Raw genomic sequence first — 16464 nt, forward strand, 5'->3', positions numbered from 1 at the left:
TGGGACCGATAGCGCACCGGCTCACTAAGCAGGTGCAGGTAGTGTGCCGGATTTTGGCGAAGGCGGCATCTGGGCTTGGTTTAGACGACGTGCCGTCGCGCGATCTCCGTCACGACCGCGCCAGGCGCCAGCGTCTCCTCGATAATCTGCATCTTCTCGTCGCGCGACCAGCGCCGCCGACGCTCGATGCCGTTGAGAATCTCAACCCGCATCAACCGACCTTAAGGCTAGCCTTAAAGCCATATGCTTCGTCAGAAGCCATCAACGCGACAAGGTGGCACTCATCGGATGCGTTCTTGCCAGGCGCGGTCCGCCAAAAAAGTTCCCGCGTGCGCCATGCGCTGTCGATTGAAAAAGTCAGGATGGTGAAGCGCCGCCGGTCACCGAACTGCCGAAGACAAGTTACCTATTTTGCCAGCAGGCGTTGTCGATGTACTACCCTACACCTTACGTCCGACAAAGTGGTTCCCCAGAATTCTAGAGTTCTATTTTAACTATCGAGCACTTCGTTGCATGACCCAGCGTTCGTTTGCAAATCGGCAAGAATCGACTTGCGCCGACTGCGAGCGCAATTTCTACGAGGCCTTCATGCCCATAGTGCTCGACGATTAATGGCCGCAATTCTCTGTCCTCACCTGTGGATTGGACCACTGCCTCGACAAAGCAGTAGAGGGCGCCAAGTGGCGTCGGCAAAGAATGCGGACTTGATCGAATTACGGCTTGGAGCACCTCGCTTCGAACGCCCGCCTTAATCGCGAGATTAACTTCGACTTGAACGCAAGTACCGCAATCTTCATCGCGTGCCGCAACAATTCGGGCAATGTGGTAGGCATCGGCGGGCAACTTGCCACGATAATTCGAAATCGAAAAGATCCGAATAAATCGACGGAAGGCGGGGAAGGACGAACGCAGTATATCCTTTATGTAGTCCATTGACCCCCCAAGCTCTCTTGCCGAGACATCAATTCGCCACTCAATAATTTGTCTCAGCATTTCGCTCCCCTCAACCGCGTCAGAAACGGACGTTCGTAAGATATCAATACCATACAGTATGGTACTTTTGTCAACATGGGATTTCTTGGAAGCGGTCTGAATTAAATGGTCTGCACCCATTCGCTGGTGCGTCCGAAGGTAAATTGTTCGGGCCTTCAATTCGGTGACGGGCTGATATAACCCTCGAATTTATCAATAATATCGCCGATTTCTGGACGAGCACGCCGTGAGGGCTTCTATATTAAAGTAAGTGGACATCCGCGTGCTCGCCGACTCCTCACCAGTCCAGTGACGGCACAGTACCGGCACCCGCCCGATACGCCAGGAAGCGCGCCAAGCCGAGGCGCTTCGTGTTCTGAAAATGAGAGAAGAGCCAACGGTCATTGTCGCGCACTGCTACATAACTTTGCACCTTTCCGAACTTGCGGGGCGGCTTCCGGCCCACGTCGCCCCGGGTGATCAGCAGCGCTACGTCTTTTCTCAAGAAGCGGAGTTCAAGCCTTTCGACGAAAAGCTCAGTCTTTTTCAGCGGGCCTGTAAACAGGACCCGATGTGACTCGGCCACCTCGCGCCGCCCGCGATAGACGCCGCCGAAGAACGCGATGTAGCGGCAGTCTTCGGTGAAGACCGAGGCGTATTCATCAGCGTCGCCGTGCTTCCAAGCATCAATCGACCTTGCTAAAAGCGTTTGGATGGCCTCCGGTCCATCATCTTCGGCGATGCTCACCTGGGGTCTCCTCTATGGTAATGACATTAAAAGTGTAATGGCCCCCTAAATCCCCGGACACGATCTCCCACTTGTTAAGTGTTAGGAGTAATGTGCCCATTATGACCAGTCACATCCCCAAGATAGAAGTGCTGTCCGGCCGTGAGCGTCGCCGTCGCTGGTCGACAGCGGAGAAGCTGGCGATAGTCCAGGAGACTTACGAGCCTGATGTCACGGTCAGCATCGTTGCGCGACGGCACGGCATTCAACCGAACCAGCTATTCGCCTGGCGCAAACTTGCGGCGCAGGGTGCGCTGACGGCCACGGCATCGCAGGAAGAGGTCGTTCCTGCATCCGAATACAGAGCGCTTCAGAACCAGGTGAAAGAGCTGCAGCGCCTCCTTGGCAAGAAGACGATGGAAGGCGAAATCCTCAAGGAAGCGCTTGAGATCGCATCAGGGTCAAAAAAACACCTGTTGCGCTCGCTCTCGTTGCCGAAGGACGCTTCGCGATGACGACGGTGTGTGAGACCCTGGGTGTCGCCCGATCCAACATCGCGGAATCTGTGAAGCGACGTCCCTCCAAAGCCAGAGGGCGTCCGCCGCTTGCTGATCGGGAGCTGGTGGATGAGATCAAGACCATCATCGACGATATGCCCACCTACGGATATCGCCGGGTGCACGCGATCCTTTGCCGTAAAGCCCGCAGCGAAAGCCGACCGTGGCCAAATGCCAAGCGCGTCTACCGGGTGATGAAGGTTCATGGTATGCTTCTTCAGCGCCACACCGGTGCTCTCGACACCCGTCGCCACGATGGCCGCGTTGCTGTCGAGCAATCCAATCTGCGCTGGTGTTCAGACGGCTTCGAGATCGGCTGCGACAACAAGGAGAAGGTCCGCGTTGCGTTCGCGCTCGATTGCTGTGATCGCGAAGCCATTGCCCATGTCGCGACAACAGAGGGCATCAAGAGTGAGGACGTCCGGGACCTGGTCATTACGGCTGTGGAGAACCGCTTCGGTCTCATCAACACCCTTCCAAAGCCAATCGAATGGCTGACTGACAACGGCTCCTGCTTCATCGCAAAGGACACCAGGTCACTGCTTGTCGATATCGGCATGGAGCCGTGCTCCACGCCCATTCGCAGCCCCCAATCCAATGGGATGGCAGAGGCTTTCGTCAAAACATTCAAGCGCGACTACGTCTCTGTGAACCCTCGACCAGACGCCGCAACCGTCATCGCGCAACTGCCATCATGGTTCGAACACTACAATACCCTTCACCCGCACAAGGCATTAGGGTATCGCTCACCGCGTGAGTTCTTAAACCGTCAAACAGAAACCTGATCATGTCCGGTTTTTAAGGGGCAACTCCAAAAAGGAAATAGTGTTAGGTAATTTTGTTATCTATTTTATGAGGGATAGTCAACTTGCCCAAACTCTCTCAAGCCAGTCGGCCGGGCCGGCCCCTCATTGAAAAGGCACTCTGCATCAGCATTGCGCAGCGTCTTGGCGATGCTTTGATGCTCACCAACTTCGCTTTTGCCGATCGCATGGGAGTCAATCTTGTCGACCTGAAATGCATCGCGATTCTTGCCGAGACTGGCCCCATCACTGCGGGTCGCTTGGGCGAACTGGCGAATACGTCAACGCCGGCGACGACATTAATCATCAATCGTCTCGAAGCTGCCGGAGTAGTGAATCGACAGCGGGACTCCGAAGACCGTCGCCGTGTCATTCTGCAGCTCAATCGCAAGGCCAGCGTGATCGCGGCACTCGAGGACCATCAGTGTGAGTTGGTCAAGGCAATGATCACCGTCATGGCGCGGTTCAGTGATGCGGAACTGGCAAGGATAAGCGAGTTTATTGACGTCGTCGGAACAGCCCTCACCGCAGTGGCGAACCGTGTGCCTGATCGATTTTAGCTTTGTCCGGCATGGTTCGGAAAGATGGACGACTCCTATTCTGTAGGCGCTTAAAGAGGTCGAGGGCGCCCTGAAGACGCTTGAGTCGGAACGCACCCGCGTCGTTCGGCTTCGTGCTGCGTCAGAAGCAGCTTGCCGAGCCGCTCGCTAAGCGAGCACGGTGTTCCGACAGGGCCTTCTATGTGGCTGCCGTCATCGACCTGTTCTCGCGCCGTGTCGTTGGCTGATCGATGAATGCCAACATGATGGCCCAGCTCGTCGCGGATGCGCTGATCATGGCGATCTGGCGCAGACGCAAGCCGGATGCACTCCTTCACCATTCGGATCAGGGCGGCCAATACACCAGCGAGCAGTTCCAGCGTCTCTTGGCCGTCCACGGTATCACCTGCTTAATGAGCTCGTCCGGCAATGCCCTGGGGTAGTGCGTAAGCGTCGTCCCGACGGCACCTTTTTCCCTGAGGCGTGAGCGCTCAAAGTGACGATCCGATGGAGGATCGTTTTGTGTCTACGCTTGACCATAGACGTGAACCGGAGGTCGAGGTCCGGCGCTTCGAGGTCATCAACGGCGCGATGGGCCGCCGGCGCTGGTCGGCGGACGAAAGGGCGCTGATCCTCTAGGAGACGCTCGCTTCTGGCGCGGTCGTGTCGGTGGTTGCGCGCCGGCATGGTTTGACGCCGCAGCAGTTGTTCACCTGGCGGCGCGAGGCGCGCAAGGCGGCTGGGGCGCCGCCGGCCTTTGTGCCCGCGGTGATAGCTCGGGTTGGCGGCGACGCCAGCGGAGCCCGACGCACCCTCGCGATCGCCGCGTCCTAAGCGGCGTCCTCAGCGACGTCGGACAGCAGCGATTGAGGTCGATGTCGCCGGCGTTAAGCTGACGATCGAGAACGGCGCCTCGCCCGCCACGATCGCAGCGGTGATCGGCGCCCTGAAGGCGACGGCGTGATCGGTCTGAGCGGTCCGGTCCGCGTGATGATGGCGACGCGGCCGGTCGACTTCCGGAACCAAGCCGTGGAGAGTTGAGATAGCTTGGGGTGTCAAATTCAACGCATTCAAACTGTTGGTGCGGGTGGTCGGAATCGAACCGACACTCCTTTCGGAACCGGATTTTGAATCCGGCACGTCTACCAGTTTCACCACACCCGCATATTTGCCGCCGATTCTAGCCCAGGCTCTCAGCTCCTATGCTGCACCGAACACCGTTCCGGCAGTTCCTACACTCCTCAATCCCGCGCCGTCAGGCCCTTGAAAATACGCCGCTTTCAACTCTTCGTATCTGTGAATTGATAGACAAGCTTCTTTTTGAGACCTTTGGGTCTGCTGGCTTGGCCGCTACATCACGTGAGTGATCAGAGAGAAATGATCTGCGCTAATGAGAAACGGTTCCGTTGAGCCACCGCAGTTGCAGTCGATGGATACGCGTTGAGCCTGCGCAGCACCGGCCAAGATTATTGTCGCCCAAAAAAAATTTACCAATCAGATAGCTAAGCGGCGGACCGAAAGAGCAATTTGAGATGATTGCAGGCCCCCGCAACCATCTCAAACTGAGATACCAAATCGCACCTCAGCCGTCCCAACCAGGCGGCTTTTTTTTGCGTCCGCAAGTTCTGATGGATGCGCCCTCCCGCGGCCAACGACTATCGCGATACTAACGAAAGCGATCCGGTAGTAGCGCCATTTGTATTTCTCAACCGTCGGATGTTGCGCACTCTCGCATCAGTTTGTCCTATTTGTAGCCGGAAGTAGCCGCGCGTGCTACGCCGACCGCAAAAGACTTCTCCAAGAAGCACGTTGTGTTGCAATTGTCTCCGTGCAGCAGCGTGAGCCACCGGATGTCGGCAAGCCCAAAGATGTCAATGGGTGACGACAACGTCGAAAAATGGCTGGCGCACGATTGGCAACGTGGCGTGAACCATCGCCGCTAAAAGGAGGCAATATGGCGGAGATCAGATTTCTCACTGCGGAGGAAGTGGTGGAGCGTTACCGCGGCGGCGTGTCCGTCGGGACGCTTAGAAACTGGCGAGCGATGAAGATCGGTCCATCGTTTGTGAAGGTCGGCAAGGCCGTCCTCTACCCCATCGACGAGCTTGAAGCGTGGGACCAGAGGAATAGGGTGCAATGCTGCGTCAAAACGACTCACCGAGCACACCGGTGATCAGCCGTGATGACCACGATCGAGCATTGCGGACATACCCCATTTCCCGGCACCAGCTTCGTCCGATCTATGAATAAATTCTATAATATCAAATGGTTATCCGGAAATATCGCGTGGTCCACAACCATCCTTCGGGCGATCCGACGCCGTCGCAGGCGGATATCGCCATGACGCGGCAGATCGTGGACGGGGCGAAGCTCTTCGGCCTGCAGGTCCACGACCATCTGGTCATTGGACGCGAGGGCACGGCGAGCTTCCGTTCGCTCGGCCTGTTCTGAGGCGGCCGTGACCCTGCACGCCATCGTCGCGGCCCTCGGCGGCGACCTCTACCAGGGCGGGCTGCGCGCCAATGTGCCGGCGCCGGGCCACAGCGCCGATGACCGTTCCGTCTCGCTCCTGCACGCCGATGGGCGCGTCATCATTCATGGGTTCGGGGCTGCGGACTGGCGCGAGGTGCGCGACGTCCTGCGTCGACAAGGGTTCATCGAGGCAGACGGTCGCCTCATCGGCGCGGGGCGCGCCGGGCCCTCGGCGCCGACGCCGGACCGTCGAGTCCGAGTGGAGACCGCGCTGCGCCTCTGGGACGGCGGCGGCCCTCTCGCCTCCGGTGACCCGGCGTCGCGCCATCTTCGGCGCCGCCACGTCGCGAGCGGCGACGGAGCGCTCGATCTGCGCTTCAACCCGGCCGTGCCGATCTCCGTCTACCGCGACGGCGGCCGCACCCGGCCCGCGCTCATCGCGCGCATATCGAACATCGAGGATCGGCTGACGGCGGTCGAGATCACCTACCTCGAGCCGAACGGCCTTCCGGCGACCGGCCTCAAGCTCGGGCGCAAGACCGTCGGCGTCGTGCCTCCCGGCGCAGCGGTGCGGCTCTCACCGGTCGCCGCCGAGATGCTCGTTGGCGAAGGCGTCGTGACCACCCTGTCGGCCATCGACAGATTCCAGCTGCCGGGTTGGGCGCTGCTGTCGGCGAACAACCTCTCCACCTGGATTCCGCCTGTACAGCTTCGGCGCCTGTTGATCGCCGCCGACCGCGGTGCGGCCGGGGAGGGCGCGGCGGTCCGGCTCCTCCGACGGCTCAAGGCCCTGGGACTGAACGCGCGCATCGTTTGGCCCGACCCGCCGTTCGGCGACTGGAACGAGGTCGCGCGGGCGGCCAGGGAAAGGGAGGAGCGAGGGCGGTGAGGGGGCGCCGGAGCGGCGGGGATGGCCCCGTCGCCCGTCTGGAGACCATCCTCATGACCGATCTTGTTCCCGCCGCCACCCCTGTCGACATGCCGGTCGTCGTCTCGCGTGACGAACGCACCGTCCGTCTCGGCGACGTCGGCATCGCCCGGGAGAACCTGCGCTTCAATGAACCGCCGGACGACGACATTTCGACCCTGGCCGCCACGATGCGGGCGGCGGGCCAGCTTCAGCGACTGACTGTCCGGCCGGGGCGCGGCAGGCAGGAACAGCGCTGGATGGCGCTGGATGGGCGTCGCCGTCGCCTCGCGCTGGGCCTCTTGCGCGACGCCGGGGAAATCGACGAGGACTATCCGGTCGAGGTCTATGTCGAGACCGATCCGGCGCGTCAGGCCGCTGCGGTGCTCCTGACCAATACCGCCCTCCCGATTCACGTCGCGGACGTGATCGCAGCCATCGGCCGAATGCTGAAATCCAAGCTGAGCGTCGAGGGGATCGCCCGTGCGCTCGGCTATGCGGAGATCGACATCAGGCGTCTGGCGGCCCTGGCCGGCCTGCCGCCGGTGGCGCTCGAGGCGCTGAAGACGGGGCGGATCACGCTGAAGAACGCGCGGGCCCTGACCCGGCTCCCGGACCGGAAGGAGCAGGTCGACATCGCGGAACAGGCTCTGGCGGGCTACGGCTTCCAGGAATGGCGGATCACCGACCGGCAGCCCTCGGGCCGCGTGACGATCCGCGACCGTCGTTGCGCCCTGGTGAGTCCGGACCAGTATGCGGCGGCGGGCGGCCGGATCGAGACCGACCTGTTCGATGAGATGCCCGCCGTCCTGCTCGACCCTGACAAGCTCTCCGACCTGTGGCTCGCACGCGTGCGCCGGATCGGCTTGACGTTCGAGGCCGAGGGCGTCGAGGTCCACGTCACCGCAGGCTCGGAACCGGACATGCCCGAGGATCTGGAGCCCCTAGGCTACCGCAGCGAAGACCTGGACGAGACCGAGCTTGCGGCATGGCGGGCGGCCCGAGACGCCTGCGTCACGGCCTATGACGCGGCGCGGGACGCCGACACCACCGAAGACGGCGCCGACGAAATCCTGACCCGACTTGTCCGCGCCAAGATCCTCAGTGACCAGGCCGGTGTCGGCGGGCGGGTGGTGACGGCGGTCGTCATCTGGCCCGCCGGCGGTTCGGGAATCGACCTCCGCTGCTATTCGCCGGCGGAGCCGAACGACGAGGCGGACAGCAGGGAGGCTGACCAGGGGGACCATCCTGCGCCGCCGGTCAGGCCGACCTCCTACGCGCCGCCCCAGGCCGAGACGCCCCCCTTCGACACCGAAGGCGTCACGCACGCCTTGCACGCGGTCCGGACCGACGTGGCGACCCGGGGCCTGATCCGCGCCCTGGCCGACGATCCGGGCGCCGCCCTGATCCTCGTGATCGCGCGGCTGTTCTCTGTCCTGGTGCTGCGGATCAATCTGGCGCCGTCCCAGTCGGCCTCGACCCTTCACGCCGAGCCCTATGGAACGTGCAAGGATCCGGCGATCGAGACCTTGGACGGCGTCGTGCGTCAACGGCTCGATCAACGGCGCGCCGCCTGGCAAGCCTCAGGCGAGACCGTCCTCGCCTGGGTCGGCCTGCTGCCCCACGGCGAGAAGATGGCCCTGCTCGCCGAGCTCGCCGCGATCAGCCTCGATCTCAGGGAGCCGCGAACGGACGGTGTGCGCAAGCTCGCGCGCGCGGAGGCGGCGGAACTGGCCGAGCTCTGCGGCGCGGACATCACCCTCCACTGGACACCGGACGCCGCCTTCCTTCGTCCCCACTCCAAGGCGCAACTCCTGGACATGCTGGTCGAGATGAAGGCGGAGGACGTCCGGGCGGCGGCGCTGAAGAAGGACGAACTGGTCGACTGGGTCGTCGAACAGGCGGCGTCGCGGACCTGGGCGCCGGCCGGTCTGTCCTGGTCCAGGGCGCCGGCCATCAGCGAACCCGACCATGGCGAGATCACCGAGGACGACGGTGGGGACGCCGACGACGATCCCGGTGAAGGTCCCGGCGGGTTCGTCTTGACCCCCGCAGGCGAGGCCGCGCTCGATCCCGCAGCGGCTTAGGCGAGCGTTCGGCCCTGAACATCGCTCCGGCCCCGGCCGGGGCGGTGTTCTGCTGTGACCGGAAGAGCGCCCGGAGGCGGAGGAAGGGCGGAGTGAGGCGGCCTGGGGGACCGAGAGGGAGGCGCCCTCCGCTCCAGGCGACCGGAGCCCGCCATGAACTCGATCCGCAACCTCTCGCTCTTCGCCGACCCGTCCATTTCAGATGTGGCCGCCAACATCCTGGCGGCGGCTCGGGCGCTCGCGACCCATCTGGCCCGCTCACGTCCTCTCGACCGCAAGCTCGTCGCCGGCGTCATGACCACCGCCTTCGGCGCGTCGGACGCGGACGGCGCATGGTCCTGGCGCGACGCCTATGACGCCATCGAGGGCGCCACCGTGCTCCAGATACGGCGCCTGGAGCCGCAGGTCGGACGGCTGGAGGATTCGCCCGCCGAGATCGCGGCTCTCCTGGGCGCGGTGTCGGCCCTGGGCCTGACCCATTCGCGGCGAAGCGAGGAACAGGCCGCTCTCGACCAGTTCTCCACGCCGCCGCAGCTCGCCGCCCTCGCGGTGCTGGCCGCGCAGGTGCGCCCCGGCGACACCGTGCTGGAGCCCTCGGCCGGCACCGGGCTGATGGCCGTGGTGGCGGAGGCCTGCGGCGGCGACCTGACCCTCAACGAGATCGCGCCCGCCCGCGCCGCGCTTCTCGATGGCCTGTTCCCCCTGGCCGCGCGGCGCCGTGAGGACGGTCGCCACCTGCCCGATCTGCTCGCCGAGGCCGGAGCCTTCGATGTCGTCGTCTGCAATCCGCCCTTCTCCGATCTCGGGGCCCATCTGATCGCGGCCCTTAAGGTCCTGGCGGATGGCGGGCGCATGGCGGCGATCGTCCCTTCGACGGCGCTCGCCGATACCGGCCTGAGACGCAGCCTCGAACGACATGGCGTCATGGTCGGCGCCGTCGCCTTTCCCCCGCGCGCCTTCGCCAAACACGGCACATCGGTGCAGACCGGCCTGCTGGTCATTGACCGGGGCGAAAGGAGCGCCTGGAATGGCCGGCTTCACCAGCCGGACGATCTGGAGGCCATGGCCGGGATCGTCGCCAGCCTGCCCCCGCGGGGCTCGGCCAAGCCGCGCGTGCGTCTGACGCTGGACGCCGCGGCGTACCTGGGCCCGCGCGATCGCGCCCTGGCCCTGCCCGGCGGGCGGCTCGCCTTTCTTTCGGGAGCGAAGCCGCTCGCCTACGACGTGCGCGCCTGGCCGGGAGAGGAGCGGGACGTCGGCCTTTACCAGGCCCACGCCCTGGCGCGGATTGTTCTGCCCGATCCCCGACCGCATCCGTCGCCTCTGGTGGAGTCGGGTCCAATGGCCTCGGTCGCGCCGCCGGCGCCGACCTATCGACCCGTCCTCCCTCCGGTCATCCGGGACGAGGGTCGGATCTCCGACGCCCAGACCGAGACGGTGATATACGCCGGCGAGGCGCACGGGGCCTGGCTCCCCGGCCGGTTCCGCCTCGGCGAAACCCCGCATGAGCTGGTGCTGGTCCGGGACGAGGACGAGGGCGCGATCCGGTTCCGGCGCGGCTTCTTCCTCGGCGACGGCACCGGCTGCGGCAAGGGTCGGCAGATCGCGGCGGTGATCGCCGACAACATGGCCCAGGGCCGCGTGCGCGCCGTGTGGCTGTCCCGGAACGACGCCCTGCTGGAGGACGCGCGGCGCGACTGGGCCGCGATCGGCGGCGGCGCCCACGACCTCGTCCCGCTGTCGCGCTGGAAGCAGGGCGAGGGCGTTCGTCTCGATCGCGGCGTCCTGTTCACCACCTACGCGACGCTTCGCCAGCCGGCGCGCGGCGGTCGCCCGTCCCGGCTCGACCAGATCGTCGCCTGGCTCGGCGATGACTTCGACGGCGTCATCGCCTTCGACGAGGCCCATGCGATGGCCAACGCCGCCGGGGGCGGCAAGGGCGCGCGGGGGACGAAGAAGGCGTCTTTGCAGGGGATGGCCGGTCTGGCCCTGCAGAACCGGCTGCCGGCCTCTCGGGTCCTGTATGTCTCCGCGACCGGAGCGACGACGGCCGAAAACCTCGCCTACGCGGCCCGCCTGGGCCTGTGGGGCGGGCCCGAGGCCCCCTTCATGTCGCGCGCCGACTTCCTCGACGCCATGGACCGGGGCGGTGTCGCCGCCATGGAGCTGGTCGCCCGCGAGCTCAAGGCGCTGGGCCTCTATGTGGCGCGCAGCCTGTCGTTCGAGGGCGTCGAATACGCGCCGCTCGTTCATCCGCTGACGCCGGACGACATCGAAATCTGGGATGCGTGGGCCGACGCCTTCCAGCTGATCCACGCCAACCTGGCGGAGGCGCTCAGGGCCACGGGATTGAGCGACGAGGACGGCAAGCCCAAAAGCCCGATGGCCGCCTCAGCGGTCCATTCAGCGTTCGAGGGCGCCAAGCTGCGCTTCTTCGGTCATTTGCTGGCCGGGCTGAAGGCGCCGAGTTTGATCGCCTCGATCCGCGACGACCTTGCCTCGGGGCGGTCGGCCGTCGTCCAGATCGTCTCGACCAACGAGGCCGTGATGGAGCGCCGGCTGGCCTCCATCCCGCCCGAGGAGTGGAACAACCTCTCCATCGACCTGACGCCTCGCGAATATGTCCTCGACTATCTGCGCGAGGCCTTCCCGATCCACCTGATGGAGGCCATCGAGGATGACGATGGGGGCGTGACCCTGGTCCCTGTGATGAACGAAGGCCGCCCGGTCGTCAGCCGGGAGGCTCTGGAGCGCCGCCAGTTTCTGATGATCCGGATGGCCTGTCTGCCCGCCGTGCCCGGCGTGCTCGATGCGCTCCTGGAGGCCTTCGGTCCGGACGCCGTCGCCGAGATCACGGGCCGGTCCCGTCGCGTGGTCGTGCGGGACGGCCGCCGGGTCGTCGAGCGGCGCGGCGCCTCGGCCGCGCGCGCCGAGACCGACGCCTTCATGTCCGGCCGGAAACGCGTGCTGATCTTCTCTGACGCGGGCGGCACGGGCCGGAGCTATCACGCCGACTTGTCCGTTCCGAACCAGCAGCGCCGGGTCCACTATCTGGTCGAACCGGGGTGGCGGGCGGACGCCGCCATCCAGGGCCTGGGCCGCAGTCACCGGACGCACCAGGCGTCCGCGCCCCTGTTCCGGCCGGTCACCACCGACATCCAGGGCGAGAAGCGGTTCACCTCGACGATCGCGCGACGGCTGGACTCGCTGGGGGCCCTGACCCGGGGGGAGCGCCGCACTGCGGGCGCCGGTCTGTTTCGGCCCGAGGACAATCTGGAAAGTCCATGGGCGCGCCGCGCGCTGCTGGTCTTCTATGGGGCGCTCGCCTTCGGCGAGCTCGACTCCATGGCGCTCGAGACCTTCACGGCCAGGACCAGCCTGAAGCTGCTCGACGCCGACGGCGGGCTGAAGCCCTCGGACGACCTGCCGCCGATCCACACCTTCCTGAACCGGCTGCTGGCGCTTCGCATCGCCGATCAGAACGCCCTGTTCGCCGACTTCGATCGCATCCTGTCGGGCATCCTCGAGCGGGCCGCCGCCTCGGGCGATCTCGATCGCGGTCTGGAAGACATCGAGGCCGAGGAACTGGAAGTGACCGACCAGGAGGTCATCCGCACCGATGTCTCCACGGGTGCTGAGACGGCTCTGGTGACCTTCTCGCTGAAGGTCCGACGCGAGATCCTGCGCTCGGAAGACGCCCTGTCCTGGGCCGAAGGCATCGCTCACCAGCTGGTCGTCAACGAGAAGTCCGGGCGAGCCGCGATCGCGGAGGTGGGACTGACCACGGCGACGGAGGAGGATCGTCTGGTGACGGCGGTGCGGCTGATCCGGCCCGACGACCGGCAGACGATGCCGGAGAAGGCGTTCGAGGAGTCGTCGTGGAAGGGGGGCAATGTCGCCGAGTGGCGGCGGGTCTGGGACGAGGAGGTCGCGGGGACGGACCCGTGGCGGACACGGGAGCTGACGCTGGCGACCGGGCTGCTGCTGCCGATCTGGGGCCGGTTGCCAGCGCGCGGGTGTTCGGTTCGACGCGTCCGCGCGCCGGATGGGCGGCGCTGGCTGGGCCGGGTGCTCGACCCGGTGCAGGCCAGGACGCTCAAGTCCGCGCTTGGCTTGACGGAGGTCGGCGACGCCTGGGCCGACGGCGCCAAGACCGCCGCCATCCTGCTGGAGCGGAATGTTCAGCTGTCGCTGGAGGGCGGGCTCTGGCTCAAGCGGGCGCGGGTCATGGACCGGTGGCGGATCGAGGTGGTCGGCGGCCGGATCGATCGCGACGCTCTGGTCGCCCTGGGATGCTTCGTCGAGATCATCGCCTTCACGCCGCGCGTCTTCGTGCCGGTCGATCAGCCGAAAAGGGTGGAGGCGGTGCTGCGTCGCCATCCGGTGCAGACAGTCCTCGACGGCGCGGCGGCGTGAGCCGGGCCAGGCGGGGCGGAGGCCCCGCCTGGCGGGAGGGAAGTGGGGAGGAAGGGACGTCCCGGGTGAAGCGGGATGAGGGAGATCGGCTTCCCGGCGCTTCGGATCAACAGGAGACTGACATGCAGACCATGGTGTTCACCGGCCGGTTGGCGGCCGACCCCCAGATCAGCGACGATTTCGGCAAGGCCGTCTTCCGGCTGCTCGAGAAGCGTGGCGTCGACAGCGCCGGCAAGGACCGGCTCGTCGGCGTCAACTGCGTCAGCTGGTCGAAGGGCCTCAACGAGAAGGTCATCGCGCGCGGCCTGGCCCAGGGCTGCGAGGCCCTCGTCACCGGCGCCTTCATCGACACGACCTACACGGCGAGGGACGGCGCGGAACGGGCGGCCAAGGAGCTGGTGGTCAACCGGCTGACCGTCCTCGACTGGGCCGAAGGTCGCGACGCCGCCTCTGCGTCCGACCGCGCCGCCGCCTGATCCCTTCACCCTCATTTCATTCAACAGGAGACTGACCATGCAAACCCTCGTCATCGAAGGCTATCTGGCCGCCGACCCGTCGATCCTCTCCGCCCAGGGCTCGGGCCGGAAGCGCGCCAGCTTCCGTGTGCTGGAGACCACCCGGTTCCGGCGCGCCGACGGCACGCCGGGCGAACGGACGACCGGCTTCAACTGCCTCTGCTTCAACGAGGCGACCGCCGAGAAATACATCGAGCCCTTCGCCCGGAAGGGCAGCCGCGTTGTGATCCAGGGCCACGTCGAGAACGACACCTGGACCGGCAAGAACGGCGTCGAGCACTACGACCTGCGCGTCATCGTCGGCGACATCCGGCTGAAGAATCGCAGGGAGACCGCAGACGAACCCGCAGGGGTCGCCGAGGGCATCGACGGCGCGGGCGGTTACGACGTGAACGACGACATCCCGTTCTGAACCTGAAGCCTGAAACAGACCTTGACCCGGAGCGCTTCGCGCTCCGGGTCATTTTGCGTGTCCGGGCCGCGAGGAGGGGGAGGAAGGGCGACCGTGGGCGAGCCGATCGGGCTCTTAGCCGAGGATACGCCCATGACCATCTGGACCAACGACCGAATCGAGCGCCTGGCGGCGCTCTGGCGTGACGGTCAGACCGCCGCCGTCATCGCCCGAACGCTCGGCGAAGGCGTCAGTCGCAACGCCGTGCTGGGCAAGCTCCACCGTCTCGGCCTCTGGACGGCGCGCTCCCAAGCGATCCGGCGGGGCCCGCGGCCCGGGTCGAACCGCCGGTCGACCGCAGGGGCGCCGGGACCGACGTCGGCGCGTCCTGTCGTTCCTCAGGACGCGCCCCTCTCATCCCCCGGCGTCGGCACGCGGACGATCCTGACCGTCCGGCTCGGCGAATGCCGGTGGCCGATCGGGGAGCCCCGCAGGCCCGACTTCCGTCTGTGCGGTTGCGCCGTCAGCCGGGGCGCCTTCTGCGCACCCCACGCCGACCGGGCCTATCGCCGCGCGCCCCAGACGATCGACAGCCTGGTGAAGGGCGTGTCGGCATAGGGCGGCGCCCTGCAGGCTGAAGCTATTCAAGCGGCGTGCCTCGCGGGGGCGGTTCTGCGGAGGCGACGCTTCCCGTCGCCTGATCGACCGACCGTGGCCGCGTCGTCTTCCGCATCGGCGCGACGGCGCCGAAGGGTGTCGTCGTCGCGAAGGGCGACGACGACCTGCCCCCACACAACGCCCTCCGATCTTGTCATATCACCCCGGAAGTCAACGGCTGCGCCGTTCCCCTCCGCGGGTCGCAAGCGGCGACCCGCTCCGGTGACTGCCGGGGCCCCCGATATGGCCAAGACCGGGGTCGTTGCGCATGGGGCGCACGGCATTCTCAAAGGAATGTTCCAATGACCTTCTACAGCCATCCCTTCATCGCCTCCGCTTCCCAGAAGTCCGATTCCGCCTTCGACGACCTGTCGGCGTCGCTCGGCGATCAACGGCCGCATCCGACCGAGGAGGCCCTGGTCCAGCTCGGGCGCGCCCTCATGACCGAGCTCGTGGACGTGATCTCCGACACGGCCCTGGAGGACTATCAGACGATCCTGGGAGAGGCCCTGATCGGCGCCTTTCATTCGGCGGCCGGACGCATCGAACGGGATGCGGACCGGGCGCGCGATACGATGCGATCGCTCGACCGGGACTTCGACGGATCGGAGGCGGCGGATGCCGAGCTTCAGGAAGCGACGGCGAAAGCCCGGGCGGGCGATGCGGCGACGCAGGCCTGCGAACTGATCCGGGACGCGGCGTCGGACACCTGGACGGTCGCGACGGGGGAGGTCTGGACGGCCTGGCGCGGATCACGGCGCGGCACGCATCTGACGGCGGCACAGCTCGAGGCGAAGCAGGCGATCCGGGCGATCCGCAGTCGGAAGTCGGGAGAGGCGGATCCGGGCGGTCCCGTGATCGCCTTCCGGGGCGCGCCGACGGCCGACACATCCGAGGATGCGGGCCGGATCTTCGACGCCCTGAACTGGGCGAAGTCGGAATGGCCGGACATGGCCCTGGCCACGACGGGGGCGAGGGGGGCCGAGAAGCTGGCGATCAGATGGGCCCAGCAGAAGGGGGTGAAGCTGATCCTCGCCCGCGCGGATTTCGACGCCCACGGCAAGGCGGCTCCGTTCCGGGCGAACGACGAACTGATCGCGCTCGAGCCGGAGGTCTGCCTGACCCTGGTCCATTCGGTGGATCGGGCGAGGGGAGACCAGCGTCCGTTCGGACCGGCGCTCAACCTTGGACAGAAGGCGATGGAGAACGGGCTGCGGCACGTGCCCATCAAGGCGCGAGCCGCCTGATTCCGTGGGAACGACATCAACGACCCGCTCGGCTTCGGCCGGGCGGGTTTTTGTTTGTCATCTGGGGACCCCCTCGACCGTAAGCAGGCCCTACGACCGTCCGGGCGCACTTCGGGAGCCGGGGTATCGGCAGATTTGATCGGATGTGCGGAGGTTTGACGGCAGTGTCCGGAA

At 65.7% G+C, this 16464-nt stretch carries 14 protein-coding genes, 1 tRNA gene and 2 pseudogenes; 13 read left to right on the plus strand and 4 right to left on the minus strand.

All coding sequences use genetic code 11. The annotated features are described in order from the left end of the window. Positions 1-80: 80 nt before the first annotated feature. The 3 genes from H2037_RS02665 to H2037_RS02675 form a co-directional block, all read right to left on the minus strand. Complete coding sequence (locus H2037_RS02665) at positions 81-212, minus strand: transposase (protein WP_292117393.1); 132 nt, start codon at positions 210-212, stop codon at positions 81-83. 265 nt (positions 213-477) lie between these two features. Then, positions 478-993, minus strand: a complete 516-nt coding sequence (locus H2037_RS02670; protein ID WP_292117395.1) for a hypothetical protein — start codon at positions 991-993, stop codon at positions 478-480. Positions 994-1270: 277 nt separating this feature from the next. Next, positions 1271-1720 (minus strand): SgcJ/EcaC family oxidoreductase, encoded by a 450-nt coding sequence (locus H2037_RS02675; protein WP_292117397.1) that lies wholly within the window; start codon positions 1718-1720, stop codon positions 1271-1273. Between the two features lie 101 nt (positions 1721-1821). Here H2037_RS02675 and H2037_RS02680 point away from each other — a divergent pair. The 4 genes and pseudogenes from H2037_RS02680 to H2037_RS17390 all read left to right on the plus strand — a co-directional run. Continuing rightward, positions 1822-3041, plus strand: a protein-coding gene (locus H2037_RS02680; RefSeq protein ID WP_292117399.1) for an IS3 family transposase whose coding sequence is annotated in 2 segments (ribosomal slippage) — positions 1822-2161 and positions 2161-3041 — 1221 coding nt in all. Because the reading frame shifts where the segments join, the coding sequence is not laid out codon by codon here. Between the two features lie 83 nt (positions 3042-3124). Further along, positions 3125-3619, plus strand: coding sequence for a MarR family transcriptional regulator (locus H2037_RS02685; protein ID WP_292117403.1), 495 nt, complete (start codon positions 3125-3127; stop codon positions 3617-3619). Between the two features lie 179 nt (positions 3620-3798). Beyond that, a pseudogene (locus tag H2037_RS02690) lies at positions 3799-4029 on the plus strand (DDE-type integrase/transposase/recombinase); the annotation flags it as partial. A gap of 220 nt (positions 4030-4249) precedes the next feature. Further along, a pseudogene (locus H2037_RS17390) lies at positions 4250-4432 on the plus strand (transposase); the annotation flags it as partial. A 245-nt stretch (positions 4433-4677) separates the two neighbouring features. Here the strand turns inward: H2037_RS17390 and H2037_RS02695 are convergent. After that, positions 4678-4762 (minus strand) — tRNA-Leu (locus H2037_RS02695). A 790-nt stretch (positions 4763-5552) separates the two neighbouring features. Between H2037_RS02695 and H2037_RS02700 the strand changes: the two genes are divergently transcribed. The 9 genes from H2037_RS02700 to H2037_RS02740 all read left to right on the plus strand — a co-directional run bounded on the left by H2037_RS02700 (position 5553) and on the right by H2037_RS02740 (position 16290). After that, positions 5553-5771, plus strand: a complete 219-nt coding sequence (locus H2037_RS02700; protein WP_292117407.1) for a helix-turn-helix domain-containing protein — start codon at positions 5553-5555, stop codon at positions 5769-5771. A gap of 92 nt (positions 5772-5863) precedes the next feature. After that, positions 5864-6049, plus strand: a complete 186-nt coding sequence (locus H2037_RS02705; RefSeq protein ID WP_365832894.1) for a JAB domain-containing protein — start codon at positions 5864-5866, stop codon at positions 6047-6049. A 7-nt stretch (positions 6050-6056) separates the two neighbouring features. Continuing rightward, positions 6057-6959, plus strand: a complete 903-nt coding sequence (locus H2037_RS02710) for a toprim domain-containing protein (protein ID WP_292117411.1) — start codon at positions 6057-6059, stop codon at positions 6957-6959. 53 nt (positions 6960-7012) lie between these two features. Continuing rightward, complete coding sequence (locus H2037_RS02715; RefSeq protein ID WP_292117414.1) at positions 7013-9064, plus strand: ParB N-terminal domain-containing protein; 2052 nt, start codon at positions 7013-7015, stop codon at positions 9062-9064. Positions 9065-9217: 153 nt separating this feature from the next. Beyond that, positions 9218-13480: a bifunctional class I SAM-dependent methyltransferase/DEAD/DEAH box helicase gene (locus H2037_RS02720; protein ID WP_292117417.1), complete on the plus strand. Its 4263-nt coding sequence runs from the start codon at positions 9218-9220 to the stop codon at positions 13478-13480. 122 nt (positions 13481-13602) lie between these two features. After that, positions 13603-13956 (plus strand): hypothetical protein, encoded by a 354-nt coding sequence (locus tag H2037_RS02725; protein ID WP_292117420.1) that lies wholly within the window; start codon positions 13603-13605, stop codon positions 13954-13956. 37 nt (positions 13957-13993) lie between these two features. Then, a complete protein-coding gene (locus tag H2037_RS02730) occupies positions 13994-14407 on the plus strand; it encodes a single-stranded DNA-binding protein (RefSeq protein WP_292117423.1) in 414 nt (137 codons plus the stop codon). A gap of 132 nt (positions 14408-14539) precedes the next feature. Then, positions 14540-15004 carry a GcrA family cell cycle regulator gene (locus H2037_RS02735; protein WP_292117425.1) on the plus strand — a complete coding sequence of 155 codons (465 nt, stop codon included), beginning with the start codon at positions 14540-14542 and terminating at the stop codon, positions 15002-15004. Positions 15005-15345: 341 nt separating this feature from the next. Then, positions 15346-16290, plus strand: coding sequence for a DUF2493 domain-containing protein (locus H2037_RS02740; RefSeq protein WP_292117427.1), 945 nt, complete (start codon positions 15346-15348; stop codon positions 16288-16290). The last annotated feature ends 174 nt before the right edge of the window (positions 16291-16464 follow it).

Origin of the sequence: Brevundimonas sp., from assembly GCF_013912065.1 — a bacterium.
Taxonomy (GTDB): domain Bacteria; phylum Pseudomonadota; class Alphaproteobacteria; order Caulobacterales; family Caulobacteraceae; genus Brevundimonas.